This window comes from Sporichthyaceae bacterium (assembly GCA_036269075.1).
Classification (GTDB): Bacteria; Actinomycetota; Actinomycetes; order Sporichthyales; family Sporichthyaceae; genus DASQPJ01.
On the sequence record DATASX010000086.1, the window covers coordinates 1 to 19,288 of the forward strand.

Below are 19,288 nucleotides of genomic sequence, written 5' to 3' on the forward strand. Positions count from 1 at the left end.
GAGTTCAACTTCAACTCATACCCCGCCACCAACCCACCGTCCTCCGCAACCCGCAACTCAATCGTCGCCACCGGACCGTCGAACTCCAACCCCAGATGCCGGTAGCAATCCGGGGCGGTGTCGAACGAGACGACCGGGGGCGGCACGCTGGGGTCGGACACTCGGAATCACCTCAGGACTGTGGGTTCGTACTCATATTATCGACGACGGTTTAGCGGTCCGTCAAGTAATTGTAGAACTTGGGTGAGCCGGCAGACTCGGTACAGGCCTACCCCGAGGAGCACTTGATGCGCGAGTACCCGAACCTCTACATCGACGGCGCCTGGCAGCCGGCCGGGGTGCCGGGCCCGCTGACCGATGTGCTCGGGGCCGCGGACGGGTCCGTGGTCACCCGGGTCCCGGCGGGTTCGCCTGCCGATGTGGAGCGGGCGGTGCTCGCCGCTCGAAGGGCATTCGAGTCGTGGTCGGCGACTCCCCCGGCCGAGCGTGCCGCGTTTCTGGACGCGCTGGGTAAGGGACTCGAGGCCCGCGCCGACGAGCTCGCGGAGATGATCGCGCTCGAGGTCGGGATGCCGCTCAAGCTCGCGCGCCGGGTCCAGGTGGCCGGGCCGCTGATGGTGCTGGCCTCGTACGCGAAGTTGGCCGCGGAGTACGAGTTCACCGCCGAGGTCGGGAATTCGCTAGTGGTCCGCGAGCCGGCCGGCGTGGTCGGCGCGATCCTGCCGTGGAACTACCCGCTGTTCCTGCTTGTCTCGAAGGTGGGCCCGGCGTTGGCAGCCGGCTGCACGATGGTGCTCAAGCCGGCCGATGTGGCACCCGGTCCGACGTTCTTGTTCGCGCAGGTGTGCGAGCAGGTCGGCCTGCCGGCGGGCGTCTTCAACCTGATCTCCGGGGGCGACGACGTCGGCAAGGCGATCGCGGCACACCCCGGTTTCGATGTCATCTCCTTCACCGGGTCGACGGGCGCGGGCGCCTCGGTCGCCAAGGCCGCCGCGGACAACATCGTGCGGGTCGCCCTGGAACTGGGCGGCAAGTCGGCGAACATCATCCTCGACGACGCCGACCTGGAGAAGGCGGTCACTGCCGGGGTCAACAACGCGTTCCTGAACTCCGGGCAGACTTGCGCGGCGTGGACCCGGATGCTCGTCCCGGCGCAGTTGCAGGACGAGGTCTGCGCGTTGGCCGAGAAGGCCGTCGCCCGGCTGACCGTGGGCCATCCGCTCGACGAGAAGAGCCGGCTGGGGCCGCTGGCCTCCGCGCAGCAACTCGCGACGGTCACGTCCTACATAGAATCCGGCCTGGCCGAGGGTGCTCGACTGGTGGCCGGTGGGGTCGGGACCCCGGACGGCGTCGAGGCCACCGGTTACTACGTCCGACCGACGGTGTTCGCCGACGTGACGCCGGAAATGCGGATCGCCCGCGAGGAGATCTTCGGTCCGGTGCTGTCGATCATGCCGTACGCCGACGAGGACGAGGCCGTCCGGATCGCCAACGACACCGACTACGGGCTGCACGGAGCGGTCTTCTCCGGCGACCCGGACCGCGCGCTGGGCGTGGCCCGTCGGCTGCGCACCGGACAGGTCGACGTCAACGGGGGCGCCTGGAATCCGCTGGCGCCCTTCGGCGGGTACAAGAAGTCCGGTCTCGGCCGAGAGCTGGGCGCTGCCGGTCTCGAGGAGTACCTCGAGACCAAGTCGATCCAGCGCTGACTGAGCTGCGTCGACCCGGCGCGGTTCGCCGCCCGAGAGGCGACGAGGCGTCACAATCGAGCCGCGTCGACGTCCGGAACTTAAGGAAAGGCCGCCGCATGCCGATTTCGGGCACGACCACGCCGGTGCTGACGCGCCGGCAGAGCGTGAGCCCGCCGAGCGCACGATCGCTGCTGCTGACCGTCCTCGGTGAATTGGTGCTGCCGGCCGAGGGTCCGGTGTGGACCTCCGCGCTGCTGCACGTGCTCGACGGACTCGGCGTCGAGGAGAAGTCCGCCCGGCAGGCGATTGCGCGTACCGCGGCCGACGGCTGGATCACCTCGGCCCGCGACGGCCGCCGCGTCCGCTGGGAGTTGGCGCCGCCCGGCCGAGGGCTGCTGACCGAGGGCGCGGCCCGGATCTACGCGGCCGGTGGACACGCCAGCTGGGACGGCACCTGGTTGGTCGTGCTGGCCTCGGTGCCCGAGACGCAGCGCCGGATGCGCCACCAGTTGCAGACCCGGCTGGCCTGGGCCGGGTTCGGCAACCCGACCGCGGGGTTGTGGGTCAGCCCGCACCGGGCCCGTTCCCCCGAGGTCGCGCGGATCATCGCCGACCTCGGGCTGGAGTCCGCCGCGCTGTCCTTCGTCGGCCCCTACGGGGCGATCGGATCCGAGGCCGCGCTGGTCGCCCGGGCCTGGGACCTCGACGAGGTCGCCGGGCAGTACGAGCTGTTCCTCGACGAGTTCAACGAGGGCGAACCCCGCCACGGCGACGCGACGATGTTCGCCCAGATCCGGCTCGTCCATTCCTGGCGTCGTTTCCCGTTCGTCGACCCGGGCCTGCCGGACCAATTGCTGCCCGACAACTGGGCCGGCCATCGCGCGCGAGCCCTGTTCGACCGCAAGCACAGCGCGTGGACCCCGGAGGCGCGCAAACGCTGGGCCGAACTCATCGCGGACTGAGTTCAGTCCGCTGTGGCGAGGAATTCCCGCAGCAGCGCCACGAACTCGTCGGGCCGTTCGACCTGCGGCATGTGCCCGACGCCGGGGAACATCCGCACCGCGGCGTTCGGGAACGTGCGGCGGGCCAGGTCGAAGTGGCCCGGCGGCAGGATCCGGTCGCGGTCTCCCCAGACGATCAGCATCGGCCGTTCGTGGGCGGCCATGGCGGCCAACAGATCCGCACGCCACTCCGGACGCACGCCGCGCAAGGTGCCCAGCGCATGGCCGATCTCGGCCATGAACTCGGCGGCGCCAGGACGTCGGGCCATCCGCAGCGCATGGTCGACCCGGGCGCGGTCGGCCAGCTTCGGGTCGGCGTACAGCGTGCGCTCGGCGTGCCCGAGCCCGACCCGGGTGGGCCGGCGCAGCATCAGCGGGCCGAGCCGCGGCATCGCCAGCATTCGCAGGATGTACGTGACCTCGGGGCCGAATCCCGCGCTGTTGACCAGGGCCAGGCTTGCCACGCGCTCCGGCGCGAGCAGCAGGGTCTGCATGCTCACCGCACCGCCGAGGGAGTTGCCGACCAGGTGCACCGGGCGCCGCTCGTCGACGGCGCTCAGCGTGGTCAGCACCCCCCGGGCCAACGACCCGAGCCCTGCCGGCTCCGGACGCCGGTCGGACATCCCGAAGCCCGGTAGGTCCAGCGCGATCAGTCGGTAGGCATCCGCCAGCCGGGCGAACGTGGCGTCCCAGTCCTCGAGGTTGCGTCCGATGCCGTGCACGAGCACGACCGGCGGCGCCGCCGGGTCGCCGGCAACACGCACCCGGACCTGGCGACCCTCGACCTTCGGGAACAGGTAGCTCATCGGTATCTGCGGCTCAGCTCCAGTCGTAGAAGCCCTTGCCGCTCTTCTTGCCCAGCTCGCCGGCGGCGACCTTGTCGATCAGGATCTGCGGCGGGGCGAAGCGCGGGCCCAAGCTGGCCGCCAAGTGGCGCGAGATGTCCAACCGGACGTCGAGCCCGACGAGGTCGGTCAGGCGCAGCGGACCCATCGGATGGCGGTAACCGAGTTCCATGGCCTTGTCGATGTCGGCCGCCGAGGCCACACCGTCCTCGAACATCCGCATGGCCTCGAGGCCGATCGCGACGCCGAGGCGGCTGGTCGCGAAACCGGGTGCGTTGCGCACGACGATCGGCTCCTTGCCGATCCGTACGGCCAGGGCCCGGGCCGCGTCCAGGACCGCGGGGTCGGTGCGGTCGCCGTTGACGATCTCCACCAGCGCCATCACCCAGACCGGGTTGAAGAAGTGCAGGCCGAGGAAGCGCTCCGGGTGCGCTAGCACGCCGGCCAGTTCGTCGATCGACAGGCCGCTGGTGTTGGTGGCCAGGATCGCCGGCGCGCAGTGGTCCTCGAGATCGCGCAGGATCGCCTTCTTCAGGTCGACCCGCTCGGGCACTGCCTCGATCACGAGGTCCGCGCCGGTGGCCGGCAGCTCGGCGATCGCGCCGACCACCGAGAGGCGCCCGATCAGTTCCTTGGCTGCGGTGTCCTCGAGCTTCCCGCGGGAGACCGCGGACTCCGCCACGCCGGTCAGGCTCGCGACGGCCGCCGCCGCCCGACCCGCGTCGGGTTCCACGATCATGACGTCGTCGCCGGCGGCCGCCAGTACATAGGCGATGCCCAGGCCCATCGTGCCCGCACCGACGACCGCGCTGTAGTTGCTGCTCATCCCTGTCCTGTCTGTCTGGACACACTGACTGCTGGGGACAGTCTTACCTACTACAGTCCATCTGCGCAACGCGATTGGTATGTAGACTATCCGGAGCTGTCCAACAGCTCCCGCGCCGCCCAGGCGTTGGTCCACGTCGAAAGCGCGAGCGCCACGGTGTCGGCCCGTAGGCCGCGGCGCAAGGTCTCGACCCCGATGACGTCGTCCGGTGCGACGTTGCCGAGGTTCGCCTCGGCGCCCAGCCGCTCGACGAACCAGGCCTGCTGGGCCTTGGTCGGCGCCTCGAAGATGATCCGGCCCGCAGGCACCCCGGCGAGCACCGCCTCGATGAGTTCCTTACGCGGCCTGCCCGCGGAGTCGTAGACCCCGACGGTGCCGGACTCGCGGCCCTCGGCGATCACGTAGGAGGCGCCGGCATCGAGATCGGCGAGCATCTCGGAGACCCAGCCGGATGGCTCGGCCGTGACCGCCGAGTCCTTGCAGCCGACCTCGGTCAGGACGCGGAAGTCCTGCGCCAGCTCCCGGATCAACCGACGGCGCCGCCCCGCGCCGAGATCGACGGTGCCGTCGGAGATCTCGATCGTGTCGAAGCCGACCTGGGCGCACCAGGTTGCGAACTCCTTCGTGCGGTCCTGGCTGACTGCCAGCTCGAACAAGGTCCCGCCGGGCGAGATATGCACGCCGGCCGCCCGACAGCGCGCCGCCTTGGCCGCGGCGACGCGCTGCGGCGTGACGTAGGCGGTCCCCCAGCCGAGCTTCACGATGTCGATGTAGTCGCCACCGATCTCGAGCACGGAGGCGAGCATCTGTTCGGGCAATCCCTTGTCGAGCATGTGGGTCAGCCCGCTGGCCCGCGGCTTCGCAGCGCGCGGCGGCAGGTCGAGGAAGCCGGGGACCTCCGGTTCGGTCGGCTCCGTCACGGGAGCAGCTCCGCACGCACGATCGCGGCTCCTTCGCTCAGTGCCTGCAGCTTCCCTCGCGCGGACTCGCGCGGCAACTTCACCAACCCGCAACTGGTGCTCAGCCCGAGCTGCTGCGCCGGCACGACCGACAGCACCGCGCGGATCCGCTGCGCCACCTCCGCGGGCGTCTCGACGACCTGCGTGCGCACGTCGATCACCCCGGCCACCACGTCGCCCGGCCAGGGCGAGTGCCGCAAGGAGGCGAGGTCCTCGGCGTCCAACGCCTCGGTGTTGAGCACCCGCACGTCGGCCTCGAGCACGGTCGGCCACAGCGCCGCCAGCGGCCCGGTGTCCTCGGCCTCGGCAACTTCTGACGGATCGTCACCAAGGACGTAGCGCTTGAACCCGTGGCGACCGCCGCTGACCAGCATGGGCCGGGGCCGGGTGCTGGCCGCCCGGCAGATGTGCACCCAGAACTGCGCCGGAACGCCCCGAACCGCGCGGTTCAGCAACTCGATCTCCCAGTCGCTGACTCCGTGCGACCAGAGGAACTCGTCCACCTGGATGATCGCCGCGCCGGCATCGGCCAGCCGGCGGAAGTCCTCGTTCAACGCGTCGGCCAACGCCGTGCCCAGCTCCCGCTGCGCGCCGTAGAACTTGTCCTCGGCGAACAGGGTCAGCACCTGCAGGCCGGTGTAGGAGACCTTGACCGGACGCGAGGTGGCCCGGCGCACCGCGGCCAGCGTCTCGGTGTGGAACGGCTCCCGGATCGACACCGGGCCCACGCAGCGGGGCGAGACGAACTCCGGCCCCGGCGGCAACTCGAAGCCGTTCAGCCGCTCGTAGTAGTGGTACAGGATCTGGCCGTACGCGCTGCTGCCGCCGTAGACCCGGCCGTCGGCGATCACGTCGAGCCCGGCCTCCTCCTGGTCGCGCACGATCGAGGCGACCGCGTCCAGGAACGCCTCCCGGGGCAGCGCCGCGGGGTCGACGGCGGCCGGATGCCCCGGTCGCGCGCGCACCGCCGCCGCGCCGGCCTCGTCGGGGAAGACCGCCCAAGGCTGGTCGACGTACCACGACGGGTTCGGGTAGTTGCCGACCATCGTGGTCGGCAGCAGGAGGTCGCGCCCGGCGATCAGCATCCCGGCTAGAGAGTGGTCGACATCGCGCCGTCGGCCACCAGGTGCGCGCCGTTGATGTAGGCCGCGCCCGGCGAGGCCAGGTACACGACCATCTCGGCGATCTCCTCGGCGCTGACGACCCGACCGGCCGGGATCTTGCCCAGCAACTGCGGGCCGAGCACCGGGTCCTCCAGACGCCAGCGGATGAACGGGGTGTCCATCCAGCCCGGGCCGATCGCGTTCACCCGGATCCCGGCGCCGGCGTACTCGGCCGCGAGCGCCCGGGTCAGCTGGACCAGGGCCGCCTTGCTGACGCAGTACGGCCCGCGACCGCGCAGCGCCAGGACCCCGCCGACCGAGGCGACATTGACCACGACGCCTTCCCCGCGCGCGAGCATGCCCGGGACGACAGCGCGCGCCATCAGGTAGGGCCCGGTCAGGTTGATCCCGAGGACCGTGTTCCACTCCTCGAGCGGGGTGTCCAGGAACGGCTTCGGGTCGCCCAGACCGGAGATTCCGGCGTTGTTGACCAGCACGTCGATGCGACCGAGCAGTTCGGTGGCCTGCGCCACCCCGGCCGCCACCGACTCGCGGTCCGCGACGTCGATCTCGACACCGCGGATGCCGAGTTCGTCGGCGGTCTTCTCGGTCCCCTGGATGTCGCAGATGCACACGGTCGCGCCACTGTCGCGGGCCAGTTCGGCGATCGCCCGACCGAGGCCCTGGGCGCCGCCGGTGATCAGAACGGTTCGACCGCTGAGGTCATAGGTGTTGGGCACATCGTGACAGTACGCAGCCAATCAGCGGGCGTCCTTGTTCGCTTCGACGGAATCCGGCGGCAATAGTTGCAAGGATCGGACGAACGGGCCGCCGAGCGACGGGCGAATAGGGTTCGCGCGTGGAAGCTGCCGCTGTCGTGCTCGCCGGAGGGCGGTCCTCGCGCATGGGGACGCCGAAGGCCGCGTTGGATTGGCACGGCTCGACGTTGCTGTACCGCACCACCGCGCTGCTGGTCCGCACGGTGGCCGGCCCGGTGGTGGTCGTCCGGGCGCCGGACCAGGAACTGCCCGAACTTCCCCGTGAGGTCCTGGTGGTCGACGACCCGGTGTCCGGGCGGGGCCCGCTGCAGGGCATCGCCGCCGGTCTGGCCGCCGCCGAGGGGGCATCGGTGGCCTTCGTGTCGTCCACCGACATGCCGTTCCTGCATCCTCGGTTCGTGATCCGGGTGCTGGGCGCGATCGACCCGGACACCGACGTCGCGCTGCCGCTGGCGCGCGGTTACCGGCAGCCACTGGCCGCCGGCTACCGCACGGCGCTGGCCCCACTGCTGGCCGAACTGGTCGATGCCGGGGCGCGCAAGCCCGGGATGCTGTTCGAGCACTGCCGGGTCCGGGAACTGCGCGACGCCGACCTGCTGGCCGACCGGGCGCTCGCGGCCGTGGACCCGGAACTGGAGTCGGTGCTGAACCTGAACTCGCCCGAGGACTACACGGCCGCCCGGGCCCGGCCGGCGCCGGAGATCACCGTGGAGCGGTACGGCCCGCTGTTCCGCGGCGGGCCGCGGGCGGTTCGTGTCCGGGCCGCCACGCTGGGCGCGGCGGCGGCGGCGACCGGGGTGGAGTTGGACCCCTACGTCGTGGCCGCGTTGAACGGCGACCGGATCAGCCGCGACCTGCACCTGCCACTGGTGGCCGGGGACACGGTCGCGTTCGTCTCGGCCGACGCCGGCGGCTGACGGACCGTCAGCATCCCCGCGACGTACACTTCGACCATGGCGCCGGGTGGCTACTTCGGACAGGCGCTGATCGTCGACGTGGCTGGCGCCGACGTGGCGACCGAGCGCCTGGACCTGCCTGAGGAGATCCTCCGCGGGTATCTGGGCGGAGTCGGGCTGGGCACCTGGCTGATGCATCAGTTGGCTCCGGTCGGGGTGGAACCGCTGGCGCCGCCGGCGCCGCTGGCCTTCGTCTTCTCCCCGCTCGTCGGCACCCCGTTGACGACCAGCGCGAAGTTCGCCGTGGTCGCCAAGTCCCCGCTGACCGGGCTGTTGAACGACGCCTTGGCCTCCAGCCAGTTCGCCATCGCGGGCAAGCTGACCGGCAACGACGCGTTGGTGATCCGAGGCCGGGCGGACACCTTGTCGGTACTGCTCGTGGACTCCGACGGGGCTCGGCTGGAGCCGGTCGAGGACCTGTCCGGCAGCAGCGCCGCCGAGGCCGAGAAGTCCCTGCGCGAACGGTTCGGGCGCGGTTGGCGCGCCGCGGTGATCGGGCCCGCCGGAGAGCGCGGCATCCGCTACGCCACGATCAGCCACGACGGCCGGCACGCCGGCCGCGGTGGCCTGGGCACCGTGCTGGGTGCCAAGAACCTCAAGGCCGTGCTGGTGCGATCCGCGGGCAAGGCCGCCGTCGCCGACCCCGACGCGGTGTTGGCCGCGGCCCGCGACCTGCGGGCGCGCAGCTTCGGCCCGGCAACTGCGAAGTACCGCGAGCTCGGCACCCTGGGAAATCTGCTGGCCTTCAACGCCGTCGCCAACCTGCCGACGCGCAACTTCACCGCCGCCACCTTCGAAGGCGCGCCGCGGCTGGCAGCGGAGGAACTGCACGACCTGCGGGCGGTCGCCCGCAAGAGCTGCGCTTCCTGCTCGATCGGCTGCGAGCACATCTACCAGCGCAAGGGTGGCGGCAGCCAGCGCATGGAGTACGAGAACACCTTCGCCCTCGGACCGCTGTGCGGCGTCGACGACCCCGACATGGTGATGGAGGCCTCGGCGCTCTGCGATGCCCTCGGCCTGGACACCATCTCCGCGGGCGGCACGATCGCCTGGGCCATGGAGTGCGTCGAACGCGGACTGATCGATGCGCCCTGGCTCCGCTTCGGTGAGGGGGCGTCAGTTCTGCGGATGCTGACCGAGATCGGCGAGCGGTCCACGGAGCTGGGCCGGCTGCTCGGTGAGGGGTCCCGGCGCGCAGCGGCGGTCGTCGGTGGCGGCTCGGGCGAGTTCGCCCCGCACGTGAAGGGGCTGGAGATGCCCGGCTACGAGCCGCGGACCATGCAGGCGATGGCGCTCGGGCTGGCTGTCAACTCCCGCGGCGCGGACCACAATCGAAGCGGCGCCTACGAGGCCGACCTGTCCGGCGAGCACGACCGGCTGGCCGGCGGTGCCCCGCACGTCGCTGCGGCGATCGCCACCGAGGACCGTGCCGCGGTGATGGACTCGATGATCCTCTGCAAGTTCCTGCGCGGGGTGTTCACTGATCCGTTCACCGAATGGGCCGCGCTGCTCGCCCCGGTCACCGGGTGGGACGTCGACGCCGCTGAGCTGCGCGCCACCGCGGCGCGGATCGTGGACGCGAAGCGAAGTTTCAACCTCGCGCACGGCGCCACCGCCGCCGACGACACCCTGCCGCCCCGGCTGCTGGAGACCTCGCTGACCGTCGGTTCCGGCCGCACGGCGTCGTTGACGGCGCAGCGCCTGGGCGGGATGGTTTCGGCGTACTACGCGGCTCGCGGCTGGGATGCCGAGGGACGCCCGCCGGGTACCGTGCTCGCGTCGCACTCTGCTCACTAGGTCGCACTCTGCTCACCAGGAGGTCATGATCACCGCGCTGGACGACCGGACCATCACGTCGACCGTCACGCTGACGATCGACGGCCGAACGGTGAGCGTGCCGGCGGGCACCACGGTGCTTGCGGCTGCTGCGCAGGTCGGCATCGAGATCCCCGTGCTCTGCCACGACGATCGTTACGACCCGGTCGGCGTGTGCCGGATGTGTGTGGTCGACACCGGCGGGCGGGTCTATGCGGCCGCATGCCTGCGCCCGTGCGACGACGGGATGACCGTCACCACCGACTCCCCCGCACTGGACCGCTCCCGCGCGGTGCTCACGGAGCTGTTGCTGTCCGACCAGCGCCCGCGCAGCGAGGACCCGAAGGACGTCACCACCGGCGACAACGCGCTGCTGGCCCTGGCCGACCGGTACGGGGTGTCGAGGGAGACCACCGATCTGCCGCTGGGCACCGGGCGCGGCCGCGACTCCTCCAACCCGGTCATCGACGTCGACCACGACTCGTGCATCCTCTGCGACCGGTGCGTGCGGGCCTGCGACGACATCCAGGGCAACGACGTGATCGGCCGATCCGGCAAGGGCAACGCCACCCGGATCGCGTTCGACCTGAACGACCCCATGGGCAAGTCCTCGTGCGTCACCTGCGGGGAGTGCGTGCAAGCCTGCCCGACCGGGGCCCTGACGAACAAGCCGATCGGCGGGGTGCCCATCCAGCCGCGCGCTCTGCTGGACCAGGTGCAGAGCGTCTGCCCGTACTGCGGTGTGGGCTGCGCGCTGACGTACAACGTCGACCGCGAGCGCAAGGCGATCGTGTTCGCCGAGGGCCGCGACCAGCCCGGCTCGCGCAGCCGGTTGTGCGTCAAGGGGCGCTACGGGTGGGACTACTCGGCCTCGCCGCAGCGGTTGACCGTCCCGCTGATCCGCCGTGAGGACGCCTATCCCAAAGGCCCGTTGTCGGCCGACGTTCGCGGCGACAGCCGTCCCGGCAAGGACCGTAAACGCAAGCCGGGCGGCCTGGTCAACTACGACGAGGTGCTGCCTGCATTCCGCGAGGCGAGTTGGGACGAGGCGCTCGATCTGGTCGCGAGCCGGCTCCGGGCACTGCACACCGAGTCCGGGCCGCCCGCGATCGCCGGCTTCGGTTCGGCGAAGTGCTCGAACGAGGAGGCCTACCTCTTCCAGAAGCTGATCCGCACGGCGTTCGGCACCAACAACGTCGACCACTGCACCCGGCTGTGCCACGCCTCCTCGGTGGCGGCGCTGTTCGAGGGTGTCGGGTCCGGCGCCGTCTCGACCACCTACAGCGATGTCGCCAACGCCGATGTCGCGATCCTGGCCGGGTGCAACCCGACCGCCAACCATCCGGTGGCAAGCTCGTTCTTCAAGCAGGCGCGCAGGCGCGGCACCACGATCATCTACGTCGACCCGCGTGCCTCCACGGTCTCCGAGCACGCGGACATCTTCGTGCAGCTCAAGCCGGGCACCGACGTGGCGTTCTACAACGCGATCATGCACGAGATCATCCGCCTCGATCTGATCGACCGTCAGTTCATCGAGCAACGGGTGTCGAACTACGAGGCGCTGGCTGCCACCGTCGCCGACTACTCGCCCGAGCGCGCGGCGCAGATCACCGGCGTCGACGCCGAACAGATCCGCGAGGTGGCCCGCGCGTGGGGCAACGCCGGGTCCGCGGTCGTGTACTGGGGCATGGGGATCTCGCAGCACACCACGGGCACGGACAACGCGCGCTGCCTGATCGCGTTGTGCTCGATCACCGGCCAGGTGGGCCGGCCGGGCACCGGGTTGCATCCGCTGCGCGGGCAGAACAACGTGCAGGGCGCTTCGGACGCCGGCCTGGTCCCGATGTTCTTCCCGGACTACCAGGGCGTCGACAAAACGGCGTCGCGGGAGCGGTTCGAGGCGGCCTGGGGCATGCCGCTGGACCCCAAGCGCGGGCTGACCGTCACCGAGATCGTCGGCTCGGTGGGCAAACCTGGCGGCGTGCGCGGCATGTACATGCTCGGCGAGAACCCGTTCCTGTCCGACCCGAACACCAACAAGGTGCGCAAGGCGCTGTCCGGGCTGGATTTCCTGGTGGTGCAGGACATCTTCCTGACCGAGACCGCCGAGTTCGCCGACGTGATCCTGCCCGCGACCTCCTACCTGGAGAAGGACGGGACGTACACCAACACCGACCGTCGGGTGCAGCTGGGACGCAAGGTGCTCGACCCGCCGGGGCAGGCCCGGCCGGACTGGCAGATCGTCGTCCAACTCGCCCGCCGTCTCGGCCTGGACTGGACCTACACCGCGCCGACCGAGGTGTTCGACGAGATGGTGGCGTTGATGCCGTCCTACCGGAACCTGGAGTGGGCCAACCTCGGCGCGACCGGAAAGCTTTATCCGAACCCCGACCCGGAGAACCTCGACGGCACCGTGGTCATGTTCGACGAGCGGTTCAACACCGACGACGGACTGGCCCATCTGGTGCCCGCGCAATGGCTACCGCCCAAGGAGCTACCCGACGCGGCGTACCCCCTGGTGCTGAACACCGGGCGGTTGCTGGAGCACTGGCACACCGGGACGATGACCCGCCGGTCCTTCGCCCTCGACGCGATCGCCCCGACCGCCGAGGTGTGGATGCATCCCAAGGACGCCGCCGACCGCGGTCTGGCGCACGGTCAGCTCGCCCGAGTGCGATCCCGACGAGGCACGATCGAACTCGCGGTCCGGATCAGCCATCGGGAGCAGTTGGGCAACTGCTTCATCGCGTTCCACTTCCGCGAGGCCGCCGCGAACCTGCTGACCATCGACGAGATCGACCCCTGGGGAAAGATTCCGGAGTTCAAGTTCTGCGCCATCCAGGTGGAGCCGGCGTGAGCGAGCGCAGCGAGTGACCGGCCGACACAGCCTGACCCGGCCGCCGGGTGTGGAGGCACGCGCGGGCAAGTTCCCCGGCCCGTCGCTGATCCCGGAGCTGAACGCGATCCAGGCGCGGGTCGGCTGGCTGCCGCGGGAGGAGCTCGAGAACCTGGCGCGCACCACGCGCCGGCCGCGCTACGAGATCGAGGGCCTGATCTCGTTCTACCCGCACTTCCGCACCAGCCCGCCGCCGAAGGTGAGCGTCAGCGTCTGCCGCGACCTGGCGTGCTGGCTCCGTCGCGGCGGCGACCCCGCCGCGCTCGAGGTGGGCCCCGACGTCGAGGTCGTCGAGGTCTCCTGCTTGGGCCGGTGCGACATCGCCCCGGCGGGGGCGGTCAACGAGCACCCGGCGCCTGTTGCCGACCTGCCCGCGCTGATCGAGCAGGCCGCGGCCGGCCGACTCCAGACCGCGCACGCGACCGGGCTGGCGGATCCGTGGCCGAACGACCCGTACCCGGCCGGCAGCACTGTGCCGGAGCGGTACGCGACGCTGAAAGCTTTGCTGCGTGGCGATCTGACGCCGGATCAGATCATTACGGCGCTCAAGGACTCCGGGCTGCGGGGCATGGGCGGCGCAGGCTTCCCCACCGGGACCAAGTGGGAGTTGGTGCGCGCGGCCGAAGGCACACTCAAGTACGCGATCTGCAACGCCGACGAGTCCGAGCCGGGCACGTTCAAGGACCGGCAGATCCTGGCCACCCAGCCGCACCTGGTGCTCGAGGGGCTGCTGCTCGGGATGGCCGTGGTCGGCGCCGCGCAGGGCTGGGTGTTCCTCCGCCACGAGTACGGCCCGGAGGAGCACGTGCTGCGCGCGGAGATCGACGCGTTGCGGGCGGGCGGCATGGTCGGCGCCGATGCCTGCGGCAGCGGCCGGCCGCTGGAGATCGACGTCTTCGTCTCCCCCGGCGGCTACATCCTCGGTGAGGAAACCGCGCTGCTGGAGTGCATGGAGGGCCACCGCGGCGAACCGCGCAACAAGCCGCCGTTCCCCGGCAACTACGGCCTGTACGGCCGCCCGACGCTGATGAACTCCGTCGAGACGTTCGCCGATGTCCCGGTGATCGTGCAGCGCGGCGCCCAGGCCTGGCGGGACATCGGGCTAGGCGAGGCGGTCGGGTGGAAGTTCTTCGCGGTGTCCGGCCACGTCGTTCGCCCCGACGTGTACTGCGTGCCCGCGGGCACCACGATCCGCGATCTGATCGAGCTGGCCGGTGGGGTGGCCGAGGGCGGGCGGGTCGGCGCCGTCCAACCCGGCGGGGCGTCGTCGAACTTCCTCGGCCCCGGAGACCTCGACGTCCCGCTGGACTTCGGGACGCTGGCCGCGGCCGGGTCGATGCTCGGATCCGGGGCGCTGGTGGTGCTGGCCGAGGGCACCGACGTCCTGGCGGCGGCCACCAACGTGCTGCGGTTCTTCCGCAACGAGTCGTGCGGCAAGTGCGTGCCGTGCCGGGTCGGCTCGACGAAGGCGCACGACATCCTGCGCCACGCTCTCGACACCGACGGTCGGTTGGACTCGCCTGCGCAGGGCCGGATCCTGGAACTCGAGGAGGTCATGCGCAAGACGTCGATCTGCGGCTTGGGCCAGGTCGCCCTGGGCCCGGTGGTCAGCGTGCTCGGTCTGGACAAGGGCGGCACAGCCGCTCGACCCCAACCCAAACCTGAGGGCACTGCGGGTCAGCCCGGGCCATGAGTGCGCGCAGTGAGCGAATCAGTGTCGCAGTGCGCGCCGCCTCGGACTTTCCCGAACGATCGATGGTCCACCGATGAGTGGCCGCGAGTTCTTCTCGGTCCGCACGCTCGCCGAGGCACAGTCCGGGTTTCGCCCGCGACGCCGCACCGACGTCGAAACGGTCGCCCTCCTCGACGCACTGCACCGGGTGCCGGCGGCCGACGTCCGTTCGCCGGAGGACCTGCCGGGCTTCGCCCGGTCCACCGTCGACGGGTTCGCCGTCCGTGCGGCAGACACCTTCGGCGCGTCGGAGGGCCTGCCCAGCTATCTGGACGTCGCCGGATCGATCCCGATGGGGGTCGCGCCGCAGATGCCGGTCACCACCGGCCGCTGCGTCGCGGTGCCCACCGGGGCGGCGTTGCCCGCCGGCGCGGACGCGGTGGTGATGGTCGAGCACACCGCGCGGACGATGCCCGACACCATCGAGATCACCCGTCCGGTCGGCGCGGGTTCCGGGGTGGTGCGCGCGGACGAGGACGTGGCGGCCGGCGCCGTCCTCGTACCCGCCGGTCGACCGATCCGGGCCACGGAACTCGGCCTGCTCGCCTCCGCCGGCGTGACCTCGGTGCAGGTGCACGCCCGACCGACCGTGCTGATCATCGGCACCGGCGACGAGGTCGTCCCGCCCGACACCGCACAACTGATGCCGGGTCAGGTGCGCGACGCGACCAGTTCGGCGCTGTGCGGGCTGGTCCACGAGGCGGGCGGCAACCCGGTGCTCGGTGGCATCGCGACCGACGACCCCGGCTCGCTCGCCGTGCTCCTGCGCGCCGCCCTGCGTCGGGCCGACCTGGTGGTCGTCTCGGCGGGCTCGTCGGTGGGCACGCGCGACGAGACCGCGGCGGCGGTCGCCGAACTCGGCGAAATCTGGTGCCACGGGCTGGCCATCAAGCCGGGCAAGCCGACGCTACTGGCCCACTGCGGGGACGTCCCGGTGCTCGGCCTGCCCGGCAATCCGCTTTCGGCGCTCGTCGTGTTCCGACTGCTCGGCATGGCGTTGGTGCGGGCGCTGGCTGGCTGCGCGGCGAGCCCGCCGGAGCCCACGGTCCGGGCCCGGCTGAACCGCGACGTCCCGTCCTCGGCGGGCCGACTCGATGTCGTCCAGGTCCGCATCCGAGACGGCCACGCCGAGCCGATTCACGGCCCTTCGGCGCTGCTGCGGGTGCTGACCGAGGCCGACGGCTACCTGCTGGTGCCCGAGCCTGCCACCGGTCTGGACGGCGGCAGCGAGGTGGAGGTGGTGTTGTACCGATGACGGGTCACCGCGAGCGACTCGAGCGAGCGAGGGACGAGCGAGCGAGACCAGCGAGCAACGAACGAAGTCCGTTCGTGTCCGACGTACCCGCTGCGGACGCCGCAGCGGCGTGGGCAGCGGCATGCGCCGAGGCCGGCTGCCCGCGACGCACCGCGACCGTGACCGTGCCGGTTGGGCAGGCCGCCGGCCGGGTGACCGCGGAGGCGGTCTGGGCGCGCCGCTCCTCCCCGGCCTTCGACGCCGCCGCGATGGACGGGATCGCGGTGCGGGCCGGCGAGACGGTCGGAGCCACCGAGAGCACCCCGCTGGTGCTGCCGGTAGGTGGTTTCGAGGTGGTGGACACCGGCGACCCCATGCCCGACGGCTTCGACGCGGTCGTGATGCGCGAGCACGTCCACCGCAGCGAGGCGGGTGCAGAGCTGCGCGCCGCGGCTCCGCCGTACCAGCACGTGCGCTCGATCGGCGAGGATCTCGCCGCCGGCGAACTGCTGCTGCCCGCCGGTCACCGGCTGCGCCCGGCGGATCTCGCCGCCGCGGCCGCCGCGGGCATCCTCGAACTGACGGTCCGTCAGGCTCCGCTCGTGGTCATCGTGCCGACCGGCGACGAGATCAAACCGTTGGGCGCCGACCTCGGCCCCGGGGACATCCCGGACACCAACTCGCTGATGCTTGCTGCCCAGGCACAGGAGATCGGCTGCCGCGCCGAGGTGACCGCGATCGTGCCCGACGACCCGGACCGCATCGCTGCAGCCGTCCGTGCCGCCGCCGTCGAGGCCGACCTGGTGATCCTGATCGCCGGGTCCAGCGCGGGTCGCGACGACTGGACCGCCGATGTGGTGGCCACGGTCGGCACGTTGGCCGTGCACGGCGTGGCCGTCCGCCCGGGCCATCCGGTGGTGCTGGGCACCGTCGCCGCCGATCCGGCGACCCCGATCGTCGGCGCGCCGGGTTATCCGGTTTCGGCGGCGCTCACCTTCGAGATCTTCGCGGTCCCGGTGTTGGCGGCCCTGGAGGGGGCCGCGCCGACCCGGCGAGCGGTGGTCGCGGCCCGGCTGGCCCGGAAACTGGCCTCGGTACTGGGCAGCGACGACTGGATCCGGATGCGGTTGGGTCGCGTCGGCGGGGAGATCGTCGCCACCCCGCTCCCCCGCGGGGCCGGTGTGCTCACCTCGCTGGTGCGCGCCGACGGACTGTTGGTCGTCCCTGCCGGACTTGAGGGTCACCACGCCGGCGAGACCGTGCAGGTGCAGTTGCTCCGGGACATCGCTGCGATCGACCGGACGATCGTCTCGATCGGCTCGCACGACATGGTGCTCGACGTCGCCGCCTCCGCGTTGCGACGTGCGGACCCGCACACGACGCTCGCGTCGTCGAACGTCGGCTCGCTCGGCGGGTTGATCGCGGTGCGCGACGGGCTGTGCCACCTGGCGGGCTCGCACCTGCTCGATCCGGAGACCGGCGAGTACACACTGCCGTACCTGGACCGACTGTTCGGGAGCGACAACGACATCGCGGTGATCCGGCTGCTGCACCGCGATCAGGGGCTGATCGTCGCACCGGGAAACCCCCTGGGGCTGACCGGCATCGCGGACCTGACAGGTGCGGAACTGCGGTACGTGAACCGCCAGCGCGGCGCCGGGACCCGGGTCCTGCTCGACGTGGAACTGACCAGGCATCACCTGACGCCGGATCAGCTCGTCGGCTACGAGCGCGAGGAGCACACCCACCTCGCAGTGGCCGCCGCGGTCGCGGCCGGCCGAGCCGATGCCGGGCTCGGCATCCATGCCGCCGCGCGTGCGTTCGGACTGGACTTCGTGCCGGTGGCCCAGGAGCCCTACGACCTGGTGCTGCGCGCCGCGACCGTCGAGGAGGAGTTGCTGGCCCCACTGTGGGAACTGTTGCAGGACAAGGATTTCCGCGCCGAGGTCGAGGCGTTGGGCGGCTACTCGTGTGCGGAGACCGGCCGGCGGATCCGCTAGCTGGGCCGGCCCCTGCGCACCTGGTGGGCAGAATCGCAACGAGAGCGACCACGACCGGGCGTGGGGCACCACTTGCATTTCAACTCTGCCCGGTGGTTGTTCAGTCCGGTAGGGCACCAGGCGCACCGATCACAGGCCGGAGGTGGGCGGGGTCCCGCCGCAACCGCCCTCCACCTCGCCGAGTGACTTGCGAATCGCTGCGCCGCTGGAGTCGTCGAGTGCGGCGCGGGCCATCGTCGGGTCGTCCATGCCGCCGAGCAGCCGCTGGACCGCGCAGTGCGCGACCGCTGCGGAGCTGCCGGTGTGGATCAAGGTCTCGATCAGTTCGAACTCGTAACCGACGCGCAGCCGCGCGGCGTCCGTGGGCGCCTGCACGTGCACGCAACCCAGTTCGATGCCGTAGCGCCGGTCATCGGCATAGGTGAACTGTTGGTAGAAGCGGCCGGTGAAGTCCTGGTCGCTCAACGACTGCAGGGCGTGGTTGGTGCAGTCCCGGACCTTGGCGTCGGCCAGCGGATCGCCCGGGCCGGGGGCGACGTATCCGGGGCCGAGCACGTTCTGGTCGTAGGACCGCAGATAGTCGGTCTTCCAGTCCACCAGCGCCCAATGACCGGCCGGGTCGGTGTGCATGGTCCGGCCGAAGCCGCTGATTCTGGCGAACATCCAGCGGCCGGATGTGCCCTCGAGCGCCCCGCCCTCGAGCGTCACGGTGGCGGTTGCGCCGGTCCCGTCCGGTGCGACGCGCAACTCGCGGATCTGCAGCCCGGTCGGGAAACCCTCGCGATCCGCCTCGGCCAGGTTGCGCGCGCACGCCTGCCGAGTGTCCGACGCGAGCGCCCCGATCCGGTCGACCAGAGGCCCGTCGAGCAGGTCCAGGCACCGGCGGGCCGCGTCGTGCGAGGTCGCGAACTCGGTGGCGAGGGCGGCGACCTGCGCCTGCGGCGAGCCCGGCGTCGGCGGCCGGTCGGTGCCGGCCACCAGCGCGTCGATCGTCGGCGAGGCCGAAGGGGTGGCAACGCCGACGGTCGGCGTCGGGCTGGGGCCGCGGGCCGACGCGCCACCGGAGCTACAGGCTGCGAGCAGGCCGGCGCAGGCCAGCAGTCCGACGGTTCCGAGCAGACGCACACGTACTCCCATCGACCCGGCCGCCGGACACGGGAGCGCTTGCTCAGGCAGCCGATTCCGAACGGAACTCGATCATCTCGTACGGCGCCATCTCCAGCTGACCCAGCGTCAGTTCCGGGTCGAGCAGGCCGCCGTCGCTGGCCCGGTACGCGTTCACCTGCCCGGGCAGCTTGATGTAGAGGGACCGCTGGCCCAGCTTGGTGAAGAACTTCACCGTCCAGTCCGGTGGCGGGTTCATCAGCAGCGGTGGGGTCGAGCCGCCCACTGCCCGGGCGTAGATGAGCAGGGATTCCTGATCAGCCATCTCAGATGTCCTTCTCCGCGGT

15 protein-coding genes are annotated in these 19,288 nt (G+C 71.3%); 8 read left to right on the plus strand and 7 right to left on the minus strand.

Annotated elements, in window-relative coordinates; translation table 11 throughout:
- The first annotated feature begins 287 nt into the window (after positions 1–287).
- Both VHU88_15920 and VHU88_15925 read left to right on the plus strand, forming a co-directional pair.
- On the plus strand, positions 288–1,709 hold the full coding sequence (locus VHU88_15920; GenBank protein ID HEX3613176.1) for an aldehyde dehydrogenase family protein: 1,422 nt from the start codon (positions 288–290) through the stop codon (positions 1,707–1,709).
- A gap of 98 nt (positions 1,710–1,807) precedes the next feature.
- Entirely contained in the window at positions 1,808–2,653 is an 846-nt protein-coding gene (locus VHU88_15925; protein ID HEX3613177.1) for a PaaX family transcriptional regulator C-terminal domain-containing protein, read from the plus strand.
- Positions 2,654–2,655: 2 nt separating this feature from the next.
- Here the strand turns inward: VHU88_15925 and VHU88_15930 are convergent, their stop codons facing one another.
- From VHU88_15930 to VHU88_15950, 5 genes are all read right to left on the minus strand, one after another.
- A complete protein-coding gene (locus VHU88_15930) occupies positions 2,656–3,498 on the minus strand; it encodes an alpha/beta fold hydrolase (GenBank protein HEX3613178.1) in 843 nt (280 codons plus the stop codon).
- A 13-nt stretch (positions 3,499–3,511) separates the two neighbouring features.
- Positions 3,512–4,363: a 3-hydroxyacyl-CoA dehydrogenase family protein gene (locus tag VHU88_15935; protein ID HEX3613179.1), complete on the minus strand. Its 852-nt coding sequence runs from the start codon at positions 4,361–4,363 to the stop codon at positions 3,512–3,514.
- Positions 4,364–4,449: 86 nt separating this feature from the next.
- Positions 4,450–5,283 (minus strand): phosphosulfolactate synthase, encoded by an 834-nt coding sequence (locus tag VHU88_15940; GenBank protein ID HEX3613180.1) that lies wholly within the window; start codon positions 5,281–5,283, stop codon positions 4,450–4,452.
- Positions 5,280–6,407: a cobalamin-independent methionine synthase II family protein gene (locus VHU88_15945; protein HEX3613181.1), complete on the minus strand. Its 1,128-nt coding sequence runs from the start codon at positions 6,405–6,407 to the stop codon at positions 5,280–5,282. The genes VHU88_15940 and VHU88_15945 overlap by 4 nt, the downstream gene beginning before the upstream one ends.
- 5 nt (positions 6,408–6,412) lie before the next feature.
- Positions 6,413–7,165: an SDR family oxidoreductase gene (locus tag VHU88_15950; GenBank protein ID HEX3613182.1), complete on the minus strand. Its 753-nt coding sequence runs from the start codon at positions 7,163–7,165 to the stop codon at positions 6,413–6,415.
- Positions 7,166–7,284: 119 nt separating this feature from the next.
- Here VHU88_15950 and VHU88_15955 point away from each other — a divergent pair, with 119 nt between their 5' ends.
- From VHU88_15955 to VHU88_15980, 6 genes are all read left to right on the plus strand, one after another.
- Positions 7,285–8,121, plus strand: coding sequence for an NTP transferase domain-containing protein (locus VHU88_15955; GenBank protein ID HEX3613183.1), 837 nt, complete (start codon positions 7,285–7,287; stop codon positions 8,119–8,121).
- Positions 8,122–8,157: 36 nt separating this feature from the next.
- A complete protein-coding gene (locus VHU88_15960; GenBank protein HEX3613184.1) occupies positions 8,158–9,957 on the plus strand; it encodes an aldehyde ferredoxin oxidoreductase C-terminal domain-containing protein in 1,800 nt (599 codons plus the stop codon).
- A 25-nt stretch (positions 9,958–9,982) separates the two neighbouring features.
- Positions 9,983–12,832 (plus strand): formate dehydrogenase subunit alpha, encoded by a 2,850-nt coding sequence (gene fdhF, locus VHU88_15965; GenBank protein ID HEX3613185.1) that lies wholly within the window; start codon positions 9,983–9,985, stop codon positions 12,830–12,832.
- Positions 12,833–12,845: 13 nt separating this feature from the next.
- Positions 12,846–14,564 (plus strand): NADH-ubiquinone oxidoreductase-F iron-sulfur binding region domain-containing protein, encoded by a 1,719-nt coding sequence (locus VHU88_15970; GenBank protein ID HEX3613186.1) that lies wholly within the window; start codon positions 12,846–12,848, stop codon positions 14,562–14,564.
- A 73-nt stretch (positions 14,565–14,637) separates the two neighbouring features.
- Positions 14,638–15,858: a gephyrin-like molybdotransferase Glp gene (gene glp / locus VHU88_15975; GenBank protein HEX3613187.1), complete on the plus strand. Its 1,221-nt coding sequence runs from the start codon at positions 14,638–14,640 to the stop codon at positions 15,856–15,858.
- 74 nt (positions 15,859–15,932) lie between these two features.
- Positions 15,933–17,837, plus strand: coding sequence for a molybdopterin biosynthesis protein (locus tag VHU88_15980; GenBank protein HEX3613188.1), 1,905 nt, complete (start codon positions 15,933–15,935; stop codon positions 17,835–17,837).
- 129 nt (positions 17,838–17,966) lie between these two features.
- Here the strand turns inward: VHU88_15980 and VHU88_15985 are convergent, their stop codons facing one another.
- Positions 17,967–18,962, minus strand: coding sequence for a hypothetical protein (locus VHU88_15985; protein HEX3613189.1), 996 nt, complete (start codon positions 18,960–18,962; stop codon positions 17,967–17,969).
- A gap of 43 nt (positions 18,963–19,005) precedes the next feature.
- Positions 19,006–19,266: a hypothetical protein gene (locus tag VHU88_15990; protein ID HEX3613190.1), complete on the minus strand. Its 261-nt coding sequence runs from the start codon at positions 19,264–19,266 to the stop codon at positions 19,006–19,008.
- Between the last annotated feature and the right edge of the window lie 22 nt (positions 19,267–19,288).